This is a genomic window from Bradyrhizobium nivariense (genome assembly GCF_029846695.2).
Lineage (GTDB): Bacteria > Pseudomonadota > Alphaproteobacteria > Rhizobiales > Xanthobacteraceae > Bradyrhizobium.
In genome coordinates this window covers 128,796-145,063 of record NZ_JARWCR020000002.1, presented here as the reverse complement: position 1 = coordinate 145,063, position 16,268 = coordinate 128,796, and the positions used below count along the sequence as shown (strand labels likewise).

The window sequence follows — 16,268 nt, the reverse complement described above, 5'->3', positions numbered from 1 at the left end:
ATGGAATCTAGGCCGAGGCGGCGTGGCGGAGTTCGCCGTGGCGCTCGCGGAACAGCTTGTCCTCCCACGCCAGCGCGTGCGCGGCGATGGTCTCGAGGTCGTCGTATTGCGGCTTCCAGTCGAGCAGGCCGCGGATGCGGCTGGTGTCGGCGACCATGGTCATGATGTCGCCGGGCCGGCGCGGGGCGTATTGCACGGCGAAGCTGCGGCCCGAGACCCGGCGCACCGCGTCGATGGTCTCGAGCACCGAATAGCCGCGGCCATAGCCGCAATTCAGCGTCGTCGAGGCGCCGCCATTGCGCAAATAGGCGAGCGCCGAGCGATGCGCCTGCGAGAGGTCCGTGACATGGATGAAGTCGCGGATGCAGCTGCCGTCCTGGGTCGGATAGTCGGTGCCGAACACGTCGATCTTGGCGCGCTGGCCGGTCGCGGCTTCCACCGCGATCTTGAGCAGATGCGTGGCGCCGGCGGTGGCGAGGCCGATGCGCGCCTGCGGATCGGCACCCGCAACGTTGAAATAGCGCAGGGTCACGTATTGCATGCCGTAGGCGGCGGCGACGTCGTGCAGCATGATCTCGGTCATCAGCTTCGACGAACCGTAGGGAGACAGCGGCCGTGTCGGCGCATGCTCGGGCACCGGTACCAGGTCCGGATTGCCGTAGACCGCCGCGGTCGAGGAGAAGATGAAGCGGTTGATGCCGCGCTTGACTGCGACGTTGAGCAGGTTGCGTGCGGTCGTGAAATTGTTGCGGTAGTAGCCGAGCGGATCGCGCATCGAATCCGGTACGACGACCGAGCCGGCGAAATGAATGATGCTCTCGATGTTGTGCTGGGCGATCACGCCTTCGAGCAGGTTCTCGTCGCCGGCATCGCCAATGAACAGCGGTACGCCTTCGGGCAGATAAGCCGAGAAACCGGTGGAGAGATCGTCGATCACGACGACGTCCTCGCCGGCTTCCGCCAGCGCCAGGACCGTGTGACTTCCGATATAGCCGGCGCCGCCGGTGACTAGCACAGTCATGGTCTCACCCGTCTTCGATCAACGCTCCAACTTAACGTTTACGTGGTGAAGAGGGGGTATCGGCGCGGGTGAACTGGTCACTATGCTTAATGTTGCGTATAGGGGGCCAACGAAGCGGAGCATGACGTGGCGAACTCCCCCGGCGATCTCGAAGTGATCGTGCCAAATCTGCACAGGCGCTATTCGGGGGTCACCGCGACCAACCGGATGGTGGCGCCGCGGTTGGCGAAACTGTATCGCGCAAGCTGGTTCGGCTCCGACGCGCCGGACGGGATCGCGCGACTGAGCAGCGCCGATCTCCTGAAGTTGTGGCGCCGCAAGGCGCCGGTGATCTGGCACGCGCGCCGCAACAACGAGATGATTGCAGGCGTGCTGTTGCGCGCGCTCGGTTGGCCGCTCAAGCTCGTCTTCACCTCCGCGGCGCAGCGGCATCACAGCTGGATCACGCGCTGGCTGATCCGGCGCATGGACGCGATCATCGCGACATCAGATCTTTCGGCCTCGTTCCTGAAAGTGAAGGCGACGGTGATTCCGCACGGCGTCGACACCGCCGTCTATGCGCCGCCGGCAGATCGCACTGCTGCCTTCGCTGAAACCGCGCTGCCGGGTCGTTACGCAATCGGCTGCTTCGGCCGCGTGCGCGCGCAGAAGGGCACCGACGTGTTCGTCGATGCGATGTGCCGCTTGCTGCCGCGCTATCCGGATTTCACCGCAATCATCGTCGGACAGGTCACGCCCGAGCAGATACCCTTTGCGAACGACCTGAAGAAGCGGATCGAAACCGCCGGCCTGCAATCGCGCATCGTCATCACCGGCGAGTTGCCGATTGAGGCGGTGCAACGCTGGTATCAGCGGCTGACGATCTACGCCTTCACCTCACGTAACGAAGGCTTTGGCCTGACGCTGATCGAGGCGATGGCGGCGGGCAGCGCGCTCGTCGCCGCGCGTGCCGGCGCGGCCGAACTCGTGGTCGAGGATGGCGTAACAGGCGTGCTGATCCCGACGGGCGACGTGGACGCACTGGTTGCCGCTCTGGAGCCGTTGATGCGCGATGTAGCCACGGCAACCGCGATGGGCGAGCGCGGTCGGGCACGGGTGCTTGCGCAATTCAGCCTCGATGCGGAAGCGGCGCGGATCGGCGAGGTCTATCGGCCGCTGTTCTGAGCCACTGCCGTCGCGTCCCCCAAACAAAAACCGCGAAAACAACCCCATGCACAGTAGCCGGGGACAACGAAATCAATGGCTTGGCGGCCATCTCGAAACTGCGGATTTTGCGAAGTCAATTTGACTCGTCGGGCAAAACACCGGCATGATGTCATCATCGGCGCAGCCTCCACGGCCTTCAGGTCATGGCCCGCGACCCAGCCTCACCCAGCACCCGCTGCGCAATCTCCACCACCTCGCTCGCCGCGATATCCCGCATGCAGCGGTGGTCGTTCATGCGGCAGATCGTGCTCTGGCAGGGCTGGCACGACAACACGCTCTTGTTCTGGACCACGGTCGCGGCGAGGCCGTTGAGGGGGGCCCAGAGGTAGGGGCTGGTCGGGCCGAAGATGCCCATGGTCGGCGTGCCCAGGGCGGCGGCGATGTGCATCAGCCCGGAATCGTTGGAGATCGCGACGCCGGCCGCCGCCATGGCCAGCACGCCGTTGCGCAAATCGTTGCCGGTGAGGTCCCGGACCCCTGGGCCGCCGGCCGCGACGATCTCCTGGGCCAGGCCCTTTTCTCCGGGGCCGCCGACCACCCAGACCTCAAGGCCGCGCTCGGCGAGCAAGCGGGCGGCCTCGGGATAGTAGGTCCAGCGTTTTGAGACCCCGACCGAGCCGGGGGCGAGCGCTACGGCCGCGCCGGCGCTGAGGCCATTGGCCTGCCGCCAGCGGACGATGTCCTCGGCCGGAACCCGCAACTGCGGCGCCGGCCATTCCGGGGGCAGGGGGGCGCCCTCAGGCTGGGCCAGCGCGGCGTTCTTATCGATGAAGCGGGGCAGTTTCTTTTCGCCCCAGCGCCAGCGGTTGAGCAGGCCGAAGCGGAACTCGCCGACGAAGCCGACCCTTTCCGGAATCCCGGCCAAAGCGGGCGCAATGGCGGCCTTCCAGGTCCGGGGCAGCACCAGGGCGGTGCCGTAGTTCCGCTCGCGCAGAAGCTTTGCCAGGCCGAGCTGGCGGCCCACGGCGAGCCGGCTGCGCGGCAGGTCCCAGACGATCCCTTGGCGCACGCCGGGCATGTAATCGACCAGGGGGGCGCACAGGGACGTCGTGAGCAGATCCACCGGCCGGTTCGGCCAGCGCTCCTTCAGGACCCGGATCACGGTGTGATTCCGGACGAAATCGCCGATCCACATGTACGGGACGATCAGGATCGGGCGAGTGTCGCTCCGATCTGTATCTCCGCCAATTTGTGAATCTTTGTTCATTCGTTAAATAGGACCGGGTGCGCTCTGATGTGGCGGTTCGGTTAGCCGCTCCGGGCCGGCAGGTAAAGCCAGCTGAACGGCAATCCCAAAACCGCTTACACTTTGGCGGATCATGCGCTAGGGCAGGACCGGGCCGCAAAACTTCGGGCAGGCGAAATCTGGCAGGGAAGTTGGAATGTTGCTGGTGACCGGCGGGGCCGGTTTTATCGGATCGAATGTCGTCGCCGCGCTGAACGAGGCCGGCCGCAGCGACGTCGTCGTCTGTGATTTCCTCGGCAACGACGGCAAATGGCGCAACCTCGCCAAGCGCCAACTTGTGGATATCGTCCCGCCGGTCGAGCTGCTGGACTGGCTCAACGGCCGCAAGCTCGACGCAGTGATCCATCTCGGGGCGATTTCCGCGACCACCGCGACCGACGGCGACCTCGTGTTCGAGACCAACTTCCGCCTGTCGATGCGCCTCCTGGACTGGTGCACGGTGAATGCGGTGCCGTTGATCTACGCCTCCTCGGCGGCGACCTATGGCGACGGCGAGGCAGGATTTGACGACGACGCCTCGGTCCCCGCGCTGAAGAAACTGCGGCCGATGAACCTCTACGGCTGGAGCAAGCACCTGTTCGATCTCGCCGTCGCCGAGCGCGCAGCGAACGGCGGGCAGCTGCCGCCGCAATGGGCCGGCCTGAAATTCTTCAACGTGTTCGGCCCCAACGAATACCACAAGGGCTCGATGATGAGCGTGCTGGCGCGCCGCTTCGACGACGTCAAGGCGGGCCGTGTCGTGCAATTGTTCAAGTCGCATCGCGAGGGCATCGCCGACGGCGATCAGCGCCGCGATTTCATCTATGTCGACGACGTCGTGCGCGTCGTCATGTGGCTGCTGGCGACCTCATCGGTGTCCGGCATCTTCAATGTCGGCACCGGCAAGGCGCGCAGCTTCAGGGATCTGATGTTAGCTGCCTATGCCGCGCTCGGCGCCAGGCCCAACATCGAATACATCGACATGCCCGAGCAGATCCGCGGCAGCTACCAGTACTTCACCCAGAGCGAGGTCGATCGCCTCCACCGCGCCGGCTATAATGGCGGTTTCACGACGCTCGAGGACGCGGTGAAGGCCTATGTCGGGGATTATCTCGACCGGCCCGACCGCTTCCGCTGAGGCCCATCACCATGCCGACGCCCATTCTCGATTTCGATGCCCTCGCGCAAGCCATCTCAGGCCGCACGGTGCTGTGCATCGGCGACATCATGCTGGACGAGTTCGTCTATGGCGAGGTGTCGCGGATCTCGCCGGAAGCGCCGGCGCCTGTCATCGCGGCACAGCGCAGCGAGATCCATATCGGCGGTGCCGGCAATGTCGCGCGCAACGTCGCTTCCCTCGGCGCGCGCTGCATCTTCGTCGGCCTCGTCGGCGCGGACGATGCGGGCAGGCAGCTCGCCTCGGCGCTTGCGGAGCAGGGTGCAATCGAAAGCGTGCTGGTGTGCGATCCCTCGCGCCCGACCACGCGAAAGGTCCGCTTCGTCTCCGAGCATTTTTCCACGCACATGCTGCGTGCGGATTGGGAACAGGCACAACCCGCCTCCGATACGATCGAGACCAAGCTGATCGAAGCGATCCTGCCGCAGATCGCGCGCGCCGACGTCGTGCTTCTCTCCGACTACGCCAAGGGCGTGCTGACTGCCCGTGTCATCCGCCACACGATCGACGCCGCGCGAAAGCTCGGCAAGCCCGTGATCGTCGATCCCAAGAGCCTGAACTGGGCGATCTATCGCGGCGCGACGCTGCTCACGCCCAATCGCAAGGAATTTTCGGAAGCGACCCGAAGCCGCGCCGACACGCCGCAGAGCATCGTCGATGCCAGCGAGGACGTGATGCGGCTTGCCGATTGCGAGGCGATCCTGGTTACGCAAGGCGAGCACGGCATGACGCTGGTGCCGCGCAACGGCGAGGCCGTTCACGTCCCGGCTTTCCCGGTGAAAGTGCGCGACGTCTCCGGCGCCGGCGACACCGTTGCCGCGGCGCTCGCGGTCTCGCTCGCCACGGGCGCGGACTGGGACACGGCGTTGCGCATGGCCAATGCCGCCGCCGCCGTCGCCGTCGGCAAGCAGGGCACCGCCAGCGTGAGTGCGGCCGAGCTGAAGCGAAAGATCTTGCCGCATGCCTATCTCGCGGCCGAGGAGAAGATCGTGCTCGAGCCTGATACGCTCGACGCGCAGCTCGCGGAATGGAAGCAGCAGGGTCAGCGCGTCGGCTTCACCAATGGCTGCTTCGACATCCTGCATCCCGGCCACGTCAAGGTGCTGACCGCGGCGCGCGCCGCCTGCGACCGCCTGATCGTGGGCCTCAACAGCGACGCCTCGGTGCGGCGGCTGAAGGGCACCGATCGCCCCGTTCAGGACGAGCGGGCGCGCGCTGAAGTGCTGGCGGCGCTGGAAGCCGTCGATCTCGTCGTCATCTTCGAGGAGGATACGCCGATCGACCTGATCACTCGGATCAAGCCGAGCGCGCTGGTCAAGGGGGGCGATTACACCCGCGAGCAGGTGGTCGGTCATGAGGTCGTCGAGGCCGCGGGCGGGACGGTCGTGCTGGTCGACATTCTCCAGGGCTTCAGCACGACGGCGCTGGTTCACCGCGCGCGGGGAGAGGGCAAGTGACGACGCTCGCCGGGGAGACGACCGGCCAGGCGCTGTGGCGGCGTCTGCGCAGTCCGGCGGCCTGGTCCGAGACGGTCGATCTGTTCGCGATCCTGACCGCGGCCTCGCTGCCATGGTCGACGTCGCTTGCAGGGATCTTCAATGCCCTGATGCTGCTCTGCATGGTGCCGTTCCTCGACGTCCGCGAGCTCCTGCAATCGCTCAAGCGTCCGATCTGCGCGGCGCCGATTGCGCTGGTCCTGCTCGCGCTGGTCGGGACGCTGTGGTCGGACGCGGCCTGGGGCGCGCGCTTCTACGCGGTCAATCCGACCGTCAAGCTGCTGGTGCTGCCGGTCCTGCTCTATCATTTTGCGCGCTCGCCGCGCGGACATTGGGTGTTCGTCGCCTTCCTGGTGTCCTGCGCGCTATTGTCGGTGATGTCCTGGCTCGTCGCCTTCTACCCGGACCTCGCGCTCAAATCCGACCGCGTCGAACGCGGCATCTTCGTCAAGAACTACATCGACCAGAGCCAGGAGTTCGCGCTCTGCGCGGTCACGCTTGCCTATCCGATCGTCCAGTTGCTGCGCCAGAGGCGCTACTGGATCGCCGGGCTGCTCACGGCGCTTGCGCTCGGCTTCTTCGTCAACATGGCGTTCGTGGTGGTATCGCGCACCGCGCTCGTCACTGTTCCGATCATGTTCGGCGTGTTCGCGTTGCTTCATCTGAGATGGCGCAGCATTGCGATCATCTCCGCCGCCCTGCTCGTGGGCGCGGTTCTCGCCTGGCAGGCCTCGCCGCAATTGCGCAAGACCGCCGACACCTTCACCAGCGATTACGCACGCTATGTAGAAAAAGGCGAGCCGACCTCGGCCGGCTTGCGGCTCGAATTCTGGCGGAAATCCCTCGGTTTCTTCGCGGAGGCGCCGATCAAGGGGCACGGCACGGGCTCGACGCGCGGATTGTTCGAGCGGGTCGCGACGTCCGGCGCTCAGAACCAGGCGTCCGCCGAGGTGATCGGCAACCCGCATAACCAGACGCTGAACGTTGCCGTGCAATGGGGCATCATCGGCGTCGCCGTTCTCTACGCCATCTGGATCCTGCATCTGCTGTTGTTTCGCGGTGACGGGCTCGCAAACTGGGTCGGCCTCCTGGTCGTGGTCCAGAACGTCTTCACCTCGCTGTTCAACTCCCATCTGTTCGACTTCCACGAGGGCTGGATGTACGTCATCGGTGTCGGCGTTGCCGGCGGCATGGTGATCCGGGCCCAGCAGGCGGAGGCGAAGGCGGCAGAAGCCGGTTCCTGAACGGCCGCGCGGATGGCAAGCTTTTACTGGCAAGCCTTTAACTGGCAAGCCTTTACTGGCAAGCCTTGACTGGCATGTCTTGCCGAGATGGGTTATCAGCGCGGTCAGGTTGCACCTAACTGGATTTTCATCGGTCAGCGGATGACGCGTCTTTCGCATCTCACCTTGCGCAATTTCCTGATCGCGCTCCACGACCTGCTGGCGACCACGGCGGCGCTGTTCGCTGCCTTCTATCTGCGCTTCGAGGGCGGCGATGGTTTCTTCGACCGCCTGCCGCTGCTGATCCAGATCCTGCCCTATTTCCTCGCCTTCAGCGTGGTCGTGTTCTTCGTCTTCAACCTGACCACGACGAAATGGCGCTTCATCTCGCTGCCGGACGCGCTCAACATCATCCGCGTCGCGACCGTGCTGACGGTTGCGCTCCTGGTGCTCGACTACATCTTCGTCGCCCCCAACGTCCGCGGCGCCTTCTTCCTCGGCAAGGTGACGATCGTCCTCTACTGGTTCCTCGAGATCTCCTTCCTCAGCGCGTTGCGCATGGCCTACCGCTATTTCCGCTATACGCGGGTGCGGCGTCGGGCCCGCATCGGGGATGCCGCGCCGACGCTGCTGATCGGCCGCGCTGCGGATGCCGAGGTGCTGTTGCGCGGAATCGAGAGTGGGGCGATCAAGCGCATCTGGCCCGTCGGCGTGCTGTCGCCGTCGAGCTCCGATCGCGGCCAGTCCATCCGCAACGTCCCGGTTCTGGGCGGCGTCGATGACATCGAGGATGTGGTCGCCGACTTCGCCAAGCGCGGCAAGCCGATCGCGCGCGTCGTGATGACGCCGACCGCTTTTGAGCCGGAGGCCCATCCCGAATCGATCCTGATGCGGGCGCGCAAGCTCGGCGTGATCGTGAACCGCATGCCCTCGCTCGAGAGCGGCGATACGCCCCGGCTCACGGCGGTCGCCGTCGAGGACCTGCTGCTGCGGCCGAGCGAGACGATCGACTATGCGCGGCTCGAGGCCCTGATCGAGGGCAAGGCGGTGATCGTGACCGGCGGCGGCGGCTCGATCGGTTCCGAGATCTGCGAGCGTGTCGTCGCGTTCGGCGCCGCGCGCCTCCTGATCGTGGAAAATTCCGAGCCGGCGCTCTACGCGGTCACGGAAGCGCTCGCGGCGCACGGCACGGCCGCTTCGATCGAAGGGCGGATCGCCGACATCCGCGACCGTGAGCGCATCATGCGCCTGATGGCCGAGTTCAAGCCGGACATCGTGTTCCATGCCGCCGCGCTCAAGCACGTGCCGATCCTCGAGCGCGACTGGAGCGAGGGCGTCAAGACCAACATCTTCGGCTCGATCAACGTTGCCGATGCCGCGCACAGCGCCGGTGCCGAAGCCATGGTCATGATCTCGACCGACAAGGCGATCGAGCCGGTGTCGATGCTCGGCCTCACCAAGCGCTTCGCCGAGATGTATTGCCAGGCGCTCGACCATGATCTTGCGACGGGCCACGGCGGCGCCAGGCGGTCGATGCGGCTGATCTCGGTCCGGTTCGGCAATGTGCTGGCGTCGAACGGCTCGGTGGTGCCGAAGTTCAAGGCCCAGATCGATGCCGGCGGTCCCGTGACGGTCACGCATCCCGACATGGTCCGCTACTTCATGACGATCCGCGAAGCCTGCGATCTCGTCATCACGGCGGCAACGCATGCGCTCGGAACGCAGCGTTCGGACGTGTCGGTGTACGTGCTCAACATGGGCCAGCCGGTGAAGATCGTCGATCTCGCCGAGCGCATGATCCGTCTCTCGGGCCTGCAACCCGGCTACGACATCGAAATCGTGTTCACGGGCATGCGGCCCGGCGAACGCCTGCACGAAATCCTGTTCGCCTCCGAGGAGCCGACCCGCGAGATCGGCGTCGCCGGCATCATGGCCGCGCAGCCGAACGAGCCGCCGATGCAGACGCTGCGCAAATGGATTGCGGCGCTGGAGCAGGCGATCGCGCGCGACGATCGCGCCACCATCAGGACCATCCTGAAGGACGCGGTTCCGGAATTCGGGTCGACCGCGGCCTGATCATGCAGCCTCGAGGCAAGATCGTCGTCGCGAGCCAGCATTACCCGCCTGATCCGAGCACGACGGCGGCGATCATGGCCGAGATCGCCTGCCGCATCGCCGGGGATCACGAGGTCGTGGTGTTGTCGGGCTCATCAGGCGCGTTGCCGGCGTCGCAGACCGGCCCGGGCAAGCCGCGCGTCGTCGCCGTCAAGAACCGGATGGCGGGCAAGGCGGCGCTGCTGCGGCGTGGCGTCTCCGAGCTGCTGTTCGCGGCGCGCACGTTCCTGGCGTTGACACGGGAGCTGAGGCGAGGTGACGTCGTGCTCACCGTCACCGCACCGTTCATGTTGCCTTACGCGGTTGCGGCGGCGGCAAGGCTGAAGGGCGCGCGCTCGGCGCTGATCATGCACGACCTCTTTCCCGACGTGCTGGTGATGGCGGGCCTGCTCAAGCCCGGTTCGATCGTGACCATGACGATGCGCGCCGCCAACAGCCTGATGTTCCGCGCGCTCAATGCCGTCATCACCATCGGCCGCGATGCGGAACGGCCGCTGCTGAGCTATTCCGGCATGACGCGGAACAAGATCCGCTTCATCCCGAACTGGGCGACGCTCGTGCCCGCACCCCGGCCGGTGACGGCGGATAATCCGTTCCGCAAGGCGCTCTCGGCGGGTTTCGTCGTCGGCCTGTCGGGCAATCTCGGCTTCACCCATGATCCGGAGATCGTATTCGAGGCAGCGCGCCTTTTGAAGGACGAGCCGGGTATCCACTTCCTGCTCTCCGGCTGGGGCATCGGTTTCGAGCGGCTGAAGCAGTTGCAGGCCGAAGCGAAACTCTCCAATGTCTCCTTCGTGGCGCGGGTCGAGGATTGCGAGCTCGAGGCATTCCTGGCGTCCGCCAATCTCTGGATCATTCCGTACCGGAAGGACGTTGCGGGGGTGTCGGTGCCGAGCCGGTTCTACAATCTGCTGGCGGTCGGCCGTCCCGTGGTGCTGGTCTCCGAGCCGGAGGCCGAGGCCGCGTTGACGGTGGTGGAGAACGGGCTGGGCTGGGTCGTGACGCCCGGCCGTGCCGATCAACTGGCCGAGGCGATCCGCGCGGCGTCTCGCTCCGACGTTGTCACTATTGCGGAGCGCGCGGTGAAGGCGGCAGCGAAGTTCGATCGCGTCACCGCGATGAACGCCTATGCCGCCCTGATCGACGAATTGTTGCGCAACCCAGAACTGGCGGAGCAACGATGAACGAACGCAAGCCAATCGTGCTGGTGACGGGTGCCAGCGGTTTCGTCGGCCGTCATGTCGTGCCCGAGCTGGCGCGCGCGGGGTGGTCGGTCCGCCGCGCGGTGCGCAGATCAGAAGACATGGACGACGAGGTCGTGATCGAAACGATCGGCCCCGAAACCGACTGGCAGGCCGCGCTTCAAGGCGTCGACGCAATCGTTCATCTCGCCGCGCGGGTTCATCACAAGCACGAGGAGCATGCGGTCCAGCTCTACCGCAACGTCAACATCGCGGGCACGCTGCACCTGGCGCGCAGTGCGGCGACGGCCGGCGTGCGCCAGTTCATCTTCGTCAGCACCGTTCTCGTGCATGGCCGCAGCAACGAGGGCCGCGCGCCGTTCAGCGAGGACGATATCCTGACGCCGCGCGGCCTCTACGGCATGTCCAAGGCCGCGGCCGAGGCGGGCTTGAAGACGCTGGCGCGCGACAGCGCCATGAAGATCTCGGTGATCAGGCCGCCGCTGGTCTATGGTGCGGGCGCCAAGGGAAATTTCGCGCTGCTGACGCGTGCCGTGAACCTCGGGCTGCCACTGCCCTTTGCCGCGATCCGCAATCACCGCGCCTTCCTTGCCGTGCAGAACCTGTCGTCGTTCATCCTGCGCCGGCTCTCTCATCCCGATCCCGCCAGCAATTTCGAGATCTTCCTGGTGGCCGACAGGGAGCAGGTCTCGACGCCCGAATTCATCGAGCGGCTGGCGAAAGCTGCCGGCAAGAACTCGCGGCTGTTCGGCATGCCGCCGGACTTGCTCAGCACGCTGCTGAGCATGATGGGCCGGCAGGATACGCATGACAGCCTGATCGGCTCGCTCGAGCTCAACCTCACCAAGGTGACCGCAACCGGCTGGCAGCCGCAGGTCTCCCTCGACGAGGGCTTGCGGCTGGCGCTGTCGGCTCAGGACGCCTGAGGGCGGGAGAAGCGCCGCAGCACGAATCCGATCGCGATCGCGCCGGCGAGCAGGGAGAGGATCGTGATCGTCATCGAGCCGGCGCGCACGGTGACGATGGCAAGCAATGCCAGCACGAGGTTGAGCGCGAACACCTCGCGAATCACTTGCGGGACCGTGAAGGCGTTGTCGGTGGCGCCCTGGTAGAAGTGCGAGCGATGCGCCGACCAGAATTGTTCGCGGCGCGCGATGCGGCGAAACAGCGTGATGGTGGCATCCGCGAGGTAATAGGCCGGCAGCAGCAGCGCCGCGGCGGGCTGCCCGCGCCAGGCGAGCTCGAGCAGGCACCAGCCGAGCAAAAGGCCGATCGGCAGGCTGCCGACGTCGCCCAGGAAGACTTTTGCGAGCGGCTTGTTGAACGGCGCGAAGCCGAGCATGGCGCCGCACAGGGTCGCGGCGATCAGCGCGGCCGGCCACGACAAATCGCCGAGCAGTCCCAGCAGCAGCAGCGCCGCGGTGACAGGCACCACTTCCGCCACCGTCATCAGGTCGAGCCCGTCCATGAAGTTGACGAGGTTCACGAACCAGATTCCGGCGACCACGATCAGGCTGCGCTCCAGCGCAAGCGGCAGCGCCGGCACGATGCGCGCGTCCTCGGGCGCGGTGAACACGACAGCGCCGACGGCTGCGGCCTGCAGCACGAGGCGCACGAGCACCGGCAGCGACATGATGTCGTCGGCAAATCCGACCAGGGCGATCAAGACCGTCGCAGCGACCAGCGCCGGCGGAATCGCGACGTTCGCCCAGGCCGCCCAGGCTGATGCGACCAGCAGCGTCGCTGATATCACGGCGATGCCCGCACCCTGCGGGGTCGGGATACGATGCGAGGACCGCGCGTTGGGTCGCGCCAATGCGTAACGCTGGAGCAGGGGGCGGCTGGTCCAGGTGATGACGGCCGACACCAGCGCGGCGATCGCAACGGCAAGCAGCGAGGGTACGGCGCCGAGCGCGTCAACGGCGGCGTTCACTCCGGCACCCCGAGCGGCGCCGACCCCTGCGCGGCTTTCTCCGCGCTGAGGATCCAGACCAGGCCGCCGACCGCGCCCACGATAAAGTACACGGCGCCGAACAGCAGCGAGACGTTGACGCCCTCGTTTGCGGCCAATCCCGCGAAGCCGAACGCGAGGCCCATGGTGGCTTCACGCACGCCCCAGCCGGCGATCGAGATCGGCATCATCGTGATCAGCATCACCGGCGGCACAAGCAGAAAGACGTCGCTGAAGCCGACCGGCGCCGCGATCGACTGCACGACGCACCAGGCGACCACGACGGCCAGCACATGCACGGCGAGCGACAGGATCACGACGGCCGGTCCGCGCGAGCGGCTGAAGATCACGCGGTTGGCGATCACGGCACAGGCGTGAATGTGATGGGTGGCCCACCAGGTTCTCAGCCAGCGCCATTTCAGCGCGCCGAAGACCAGGAAGCCGAGACCACCCGCGAGCGCCGCGAGGTCGACGAGCAGCAGCGCCGAGCGCCCGTGCGGATCGGAGATAAGGGTGTAGCTCCAGGGCAGGCTCGCGACGATGATGATCGCGAGCGCGATCAAGCCGATCGCGCGGTCGACGAAGATCGAGTAGGTCGCAGCACGCCAGCCGGCGCCGGCGCGCGCGACGAGCCACAGCCGGACCGCATCGCCGCCGATCGCCGACGGCAGGGTCTGGTTGAAGAACGATCCGATCACGTTGTAGCGCATGGCCCGGCCGAGCTCGAGCGGGGCGCCGCATGCGGCGCTGATCTCGCGCCAGCGCAGCACGCCGACGAAGATTTGCAGGAACGTGATCGCGATCGCCAACCCGATCCAGAACAGGCTGGTCACGGTGAAACGCGAAAACAGTTCGGACAGATCGACCTTGCGCAGCGCCAGGTAGAGCAGCGCTCCGGAAATCAGGATCTTGGCCGTCGACAGCAGGATTCGGCGCATTTCGCCCGCATGAACCAGGGTTTGAGCAACCCGACGCAGGGCGCCGAATTCGGCCGCTTTGGTATGGTTTTGGCGCCGATCTTGCAATAGCGGTTATTAGGAGCTCTCATGAGCAACCCTCACGCAGGGCGACGGGGCTATTGCGACCCCTTCGATGCGGCGGTTAAAGAGGCGCCGCGGGCGAATGATCGAGCGACGGATCGGGCGAAGGATTCCTTGGGAACAGGATGACGGATCAGGCGATTTTGGTCACGGGCGCCGCCGGTTTCATCGGCTTTCACGTCGCCCGGCAGCTTTTGGGCGAAGGCCGGCCGGTCGTCGGGCTCGACAATCTCAACAGCTATTACGACCCGGCGTTGAAGCAGGCGCGCCTTGCGCTGTTGCGCGGCGATTCCCGTTTCTGCTTCGTCGAGGCTGATCTCGCCGACCGCGAGACCATCGCGGCACTGTTTGCGCGACACCGATTTGCCAAAGTCGTCCACCTCGCGGCCCAGGCCGGCGTGCGCTACTCGATCGAGCAGCCGCACGCCTACGCCGATTCCAATCTCCAGGGCTTTCTCAACGTGCTGGAGGGCTGTCGGCACAATGGCTGCCGTCATCTCGTCTACGCCTCGTCATCCTCCGTTTATGGCGCCAACACAAAACTGCCATTTGCCGTGCAGGACCGGACCGACCATCCCGTGAGCCTCTACGCCGCGACCAAGAAGGCGAACGAACTGATGGCGCAGTCCTACAGCCATCTCTACCGGCTGCCGGTCACGGGCCTGCGCTTCTTTACCATCTACGGCCCCTGGGGTCGGCCCGATATGGCCATGTTTCTGTTCGTGAACGCCATCATGGCCGACAGGCCGATCCGGCTCTTTAACCATGGCAAAATGCGTCGCGACTTCACCTATATTGACGACGTCACTCGTGTAGTATCCAAGCTGATTGATCGAGTGCCCGCGGATGACCCGGCTGCCGCAAATGCGCCGTCTAAGGTCTACAATGTCGGCAACCACCATCCGGAAGAGCTGATGCATGTCGTCGGACTTCTGGAGCAGGAGCTGGGTCGGACGGCGGTCAAAGAATTGCTGCCGATGCAGCCGGGAGACGTTTTGGAAACGTTCGCGGATGTCGAGGATCTGATGCGCGACACCGGCTTTGCACCGTCAACGCCGATCGCGCTCGGGGTTCGTAATTTTGTCACCTGGTATCGGGACTACTTCAAGGTTTGAAATGACGATGGACAAACGCATTATCCCCCTGATCATGTGCGGCGGTGCCGGAACGCGGCTGTGGCCGGCCTCGCGCGAGGTGCGCCCCAAGCAATTCCTGCCGCTGTTCGGCACGCGCTCGACCTTCCAGGACACGCTGCTGCGCGTCTCGGAGGCCTCGCTGTTCGATCGTCCGATCGTCATCACCAATGCGTCCTATCGCTTCATGGTGCTCGAGCAGCTCGCCGAGATCGGCATCGAGGCCGACGTGATCCTCGAGCCGATGCGGCGCGATTCCGGTCCGGCGATCGCCGCAGGCGCGGTGTTCGCGCAGAACCGCTCGACTGAAGCCATCGTGCTCGCGCTCGCCGCCGACCACGTGGTGCAGGACAATGCCGCCTTCGTCGCGGCGTGCCGCGAAGGCCTCACCGCCGCGAGCGCCGGGCGCATCGTCACCTTCGGCGTCAAGCCGGAGCGGCCGGCGACCGAATACGGCTATATCAGCCCGGGCGAGGCGATCTCCGGCACGGTGCACGCAGTCGCGCGCTTCGTCGAGAAGCCGGATGCCGTGAAGGCGGCCGACTACGTCAATTCCGGCTATCTCTGGAACAGCGGCAACTTCATGTTCCCGGCCACTGTGTTGCTCGACGAATACCGCAAGGTCGACGCGGCGAGCGTGGAGGCGATTTCCAACGCTGTTACCAATGCCGGCCGCGATCTCGGCTTCGTGACGCTGGAGCCCGAGGCGTTCGGCGCGGCCAAGGCGATCTCGATCGACTATGCGGTGATGGAGAAGACCTCGCGCGCCGCGGTCGTGCCGGTGTCCTGCGGCTGGTCCGACGTCGGCTCCTGGCACGCGGTGTGGGAATTGTCGGAGAAGGACGCGCAAGGCAATGCCGCGCACGGCACCGCCGTGTTCGAAGATTCCCGCAACTGCAATGTCACCACCGACTCTGCACTGGTCGCACTCGAAGGCGTCGACGATCTCATCGTGGTGGCGACTGCAGACGCAGTCCTCGTCTCGCGCCAGAAGGATGCCAACGGCCTGAAGCGGCTCGTGACCAAGCTCAAGGCGGTCGCACCGAAGGTCACCGAGGAGCATCTCAAGGTGCATCGGCCCTGGGGCAGCTACCAGTCGGTCGACAATGGCGAGCGCCACCAGGTCAAGCGCATCGTGGTGAAGCCGGGCGGACGTCTATCGCTGCAGAAGCACCATCATCGCGCCGAACACTGGATCGTGGTCCGCGGCGCAGCCCGCGTCACCGTCAACGAGACCGTCAAGACGGTGCACGAGAACGAGTCGATCTACATCCCGATGGGCGCGGTGCACCGGATGGAGAACCCCGGCAAGATCATGCTGGAACTGATCGAGGTCCAGACTGGAAGCTATCTCGGGGAAGACGACATCATCCGGATTGAAGACGATTATCAAAGGTCGTAACCAGCACGCTCCGAATCACGCGACCCGGGCCAAAAGAGTGGTCTCTTTCAGAGGCTTAAGGCCCGGGAACGTGTAAC

Annotated in this window: 13 protein-coding genes; 9 read left to right on the top strand and 4 right to left on the bottom strand. The window is 65.6% G+C overall.

Annotated elements, in window-relative coordinates; genetic code table 11:
- Positions 1–7 precede the first annotated feature (7 nt).
- Positions 8–1,021, bottom strand: a complete 1,014-nt coding sequence (gene galE, locus QCM77_RS02575) for a UDP-glucose 4-epimerase GalE (protein ID WP_279681835.1) — start codon at positions 1,019–1,021, stop codon at positions 8–10.
- A gap of 126 nt (positions 1,022–1,147) precedes the next feature.
- Between galE and QCM77_RS02570 the strand changes: the two genes are divergently transcribed.
- A complete protein-coding gene (locus QCM77_RS02570; RefSeq protein ID WP_279681832.1) occupies positions 1,148–2,185 on the top strand; it encodes a glycosyltransferase family 4 protein in 1,038 nt (345 codons plus the stop codon).
- A 178-nt stretch (positions 2,186–2,363) separates the two neighbouring features.
- On the opposite strand, the gene waaF is transcribed toward QCM77_RS02570, so the two are convergent.
- Positions 2,364–3,434: a lipopolysaccharide heptosyltransferase II gene (gene waaF, locus QCM77_RS02565; protein WP_279681830.1), complete on the bottom strand. Its 1,071-nt coding sequence runs from the start codon at positions 3,432–3,434 to the stop codon at positions 2,364–2,366.
- Between the two features lie 175 nt (positions 3,435–3,609).
- Here waaF and rfaD point away from each other — a divergent pair, with 175 nt between their 5' ends.
- The 6 genes from rfaD to QCM77_RS02535 all read left to right on the top strand — a co-directional run bounded on the left by rfaD (position 3,610) and on the right by QCM77_RS02535 (position 11,591).
- Positions 3,610–4,590, top strand: a complete 981-nt coding sequence (gene rfaD / locus QCM77_RS02560; RefSeq protein ID WP_279681828.1) for an ADP-glyceromanno-heptose 6-epimerase — start codon at positions 3,610–3,612, stop codon at positions 4,588–4,590.
- 11 nt (positions 4,591–4,601) lie between these two features.
- Positions 4,602–6,086, top strand: coding sequence for a D-glycero-beta-D-manno-heptose-7-phosphate kinase (rfaE1, locus tag QCM77_RS02555; RefSeq protein ID WP_279663104.1), 1,485 nt, complete (start codon positions 4,602–4,604; stop codon positions 6,084–6,086).
- Complete coding sequence (locus tag QCM77_RS02550) at positions 6,083–7,369, top strand: O-antigen ligase family protein (protein ID WP_279663105.1); 1,287 nt, start codon at positions 6,083–6,085, stop codon at positions 7,367–7,369. Before rfaE1 ends, QCM77_RS02550 begins: the two co-directional genes overlap by 4 nt.
- Positions 7,370–7,510: 141 nt before the next feature.
- Complete coding sequence (locus QCM77_RS02545; protein WP_279681826.1) at positions 7,511–9,424, top strand: SDR family NAD(P)-dependent oxidoreductase; 1,914 nt, start codon at positions 7,511–7,513, stop codon at positions 9,422–9,424.
- A gap of 2 nt (positions 9,425–9,426) precedes the next feature.
- Positions 9,427–10,647, top strand: coding sequence for a glycosyltransferase family 4 protein (locus tag QCM77_RS02540; RefSeq protein ID WP_279663107.1), 1,221 nt, complete (start codon positions 9,427–9,429; stop codon positions 10,645–10,647).
- On the top strand, positions 10,644–11,591 hold the full coding sequence (locus QCM77_RS02535; protein WP_279663108.1) for an NAD-dependent epimerase/dehydratase family protein: 948 nt from the start codon (positions 10,644–10,646) through the stop codon (positions 11,589–11,591). The genes QCM77_RS02540 and QCM77_RS02535 overlap by 4 nt, the downstream gene beginning before the upstream one ends.
- On the opposite strand, the gene QCM77_RS02530 is transcribed toward QCM77_RS02535, so the two are convergent.
- Together QCM77_RS02530 and QCM77_RS02525 are read right to left on the bottom strand one after the other, a co-directional pair.
- The gene (locus QCM77_RS02530) at positions 11,579–12,598 is read right to left on the bottom strand and encodes an MraY family glycosyltransferase (RefSeq protein ID WP_279681824.1); all 1,020 of its coding nucleotides are present in this window, start codon (positions 12,596–12,598) and stop codon (positions 11,579–11,581) included. The two genes, QCM77_RS02535 and QCM77_RS02530, sit on opposite strands and share 13 nt — an antisense overlap.
- The gene (locus QCM77_RS02525; RefSeq protein WP_279681822.1) at positions 12,595–13,554 is read right to left on the bottom strand and encodes a lysylphosphatidylglycerol synthase transmembrane domain-containing protein; all 960 of its coding nucleotides are present in this window, start codon (positions 13,552–13,554) and stop codon (positions 12,595–12,597) included. The genes QCM77_RS02530 and QCM77_RS02525 overlap by 4 nt, the downstream gene beginning before the upstream one ends.
- 227 nt (positions 13,555–13,781) lie before the next feature.
- Between QCM77_RS02525 and QCM77_RS02520 the strand changes: the two genes are divergently transcribed.
- Positions 13,782–14,771, top strand: a complete 990-nt coding sequence (locus QCM77_RS02520; protein ID WP_279681821.1) for an SDR family NAD(P)-dependent oxidoreductase — start codon at positions 13,782–13,784, stop codon at positions 14,769–14,771.
- A gap of 7 nt (positions 14,772–14,778) precedes the next feature.
- Complete coding sequence (locus QCM77_RS02515) at positions 14,779–16,191, top strand: mannose-1-phosphate guanylyltransferase/mannose-6-phosphate isomerase (RefSeq protein WP_279681820.1); 1,413 nt, start codon at positions 14,779–14,781, stop codon at positions 16,189–16,191.
- Positions 16,192–16,268: the final 77 nt, after the last annotated feature.

Coding starts and splice junctions, on each gene's coding strand:
- galE (WP_279681835.1), bottom strand. CDS start 1,021: ATGACTGTGCTAGTCACCGGCGGCGCCGGCTATATCGGAAGTCACACG.
- waaF (WP_279681830.1), bottom strand. CDS start 3,434: ATGAACAAAGATTCACAAATTGGCGGAGATACAGATCGGAGCGACACT.
- rfaD (WP_279681828.1), top strand. CDS start 3,610: ATGTTGCTGGTGACCGGCGGGGCCGGTTTTATCGGATCGAATGTCGTC.
- rfaE1 (WP_279663104.1), top strand. CDS start 4,602: ATGCCGACGCCCATTCTCGATTTCGATGCCCTCGCGCAAGCCATCTCA.
- QCM77_RS02545 (WP_279681826.1), top strand. CDS start 7,511: ATGACGCGTCTTTCGCATCTCACCTTGCGCAATTTCCTGATCGCGCTC.
- QCM77_RS02540 (WP_279663107.1), top strand. CDS start 9,427: ATGCAGCCTCGAGGCAAGATCGTCGTCGCGAGCCAGCATTACCCGCCT.
- QCM77_RS02535 (WP_279663108.1), top strand. CDS start 10,644: ATGAACGAACGCAAGCCAATCGTGCTGGTGACGGGTGCCAGCGGTTTC.
- QCM77_RS02525 (WP_279681822.1), bottom strand. CDS start 13,554: ATGCGCCGAATCCTGCTGTCGACGGCCAAGATCCTGATTTCCGGAGCG.
- QCM77_RS02520 (WP_279681821.1), top strand. CDS start 13,782: ATGACGGATCAGGCGATTTTGGTCACGGGCGCCGCCGGTTTCATCGGC.
- QCM77_RS02515 (WP_279681820.1), top strand. CDS start 14,779: ATGGACAAACGCATTATCCCCCTGATCATGTGCGGCGGTGCCGGAACG.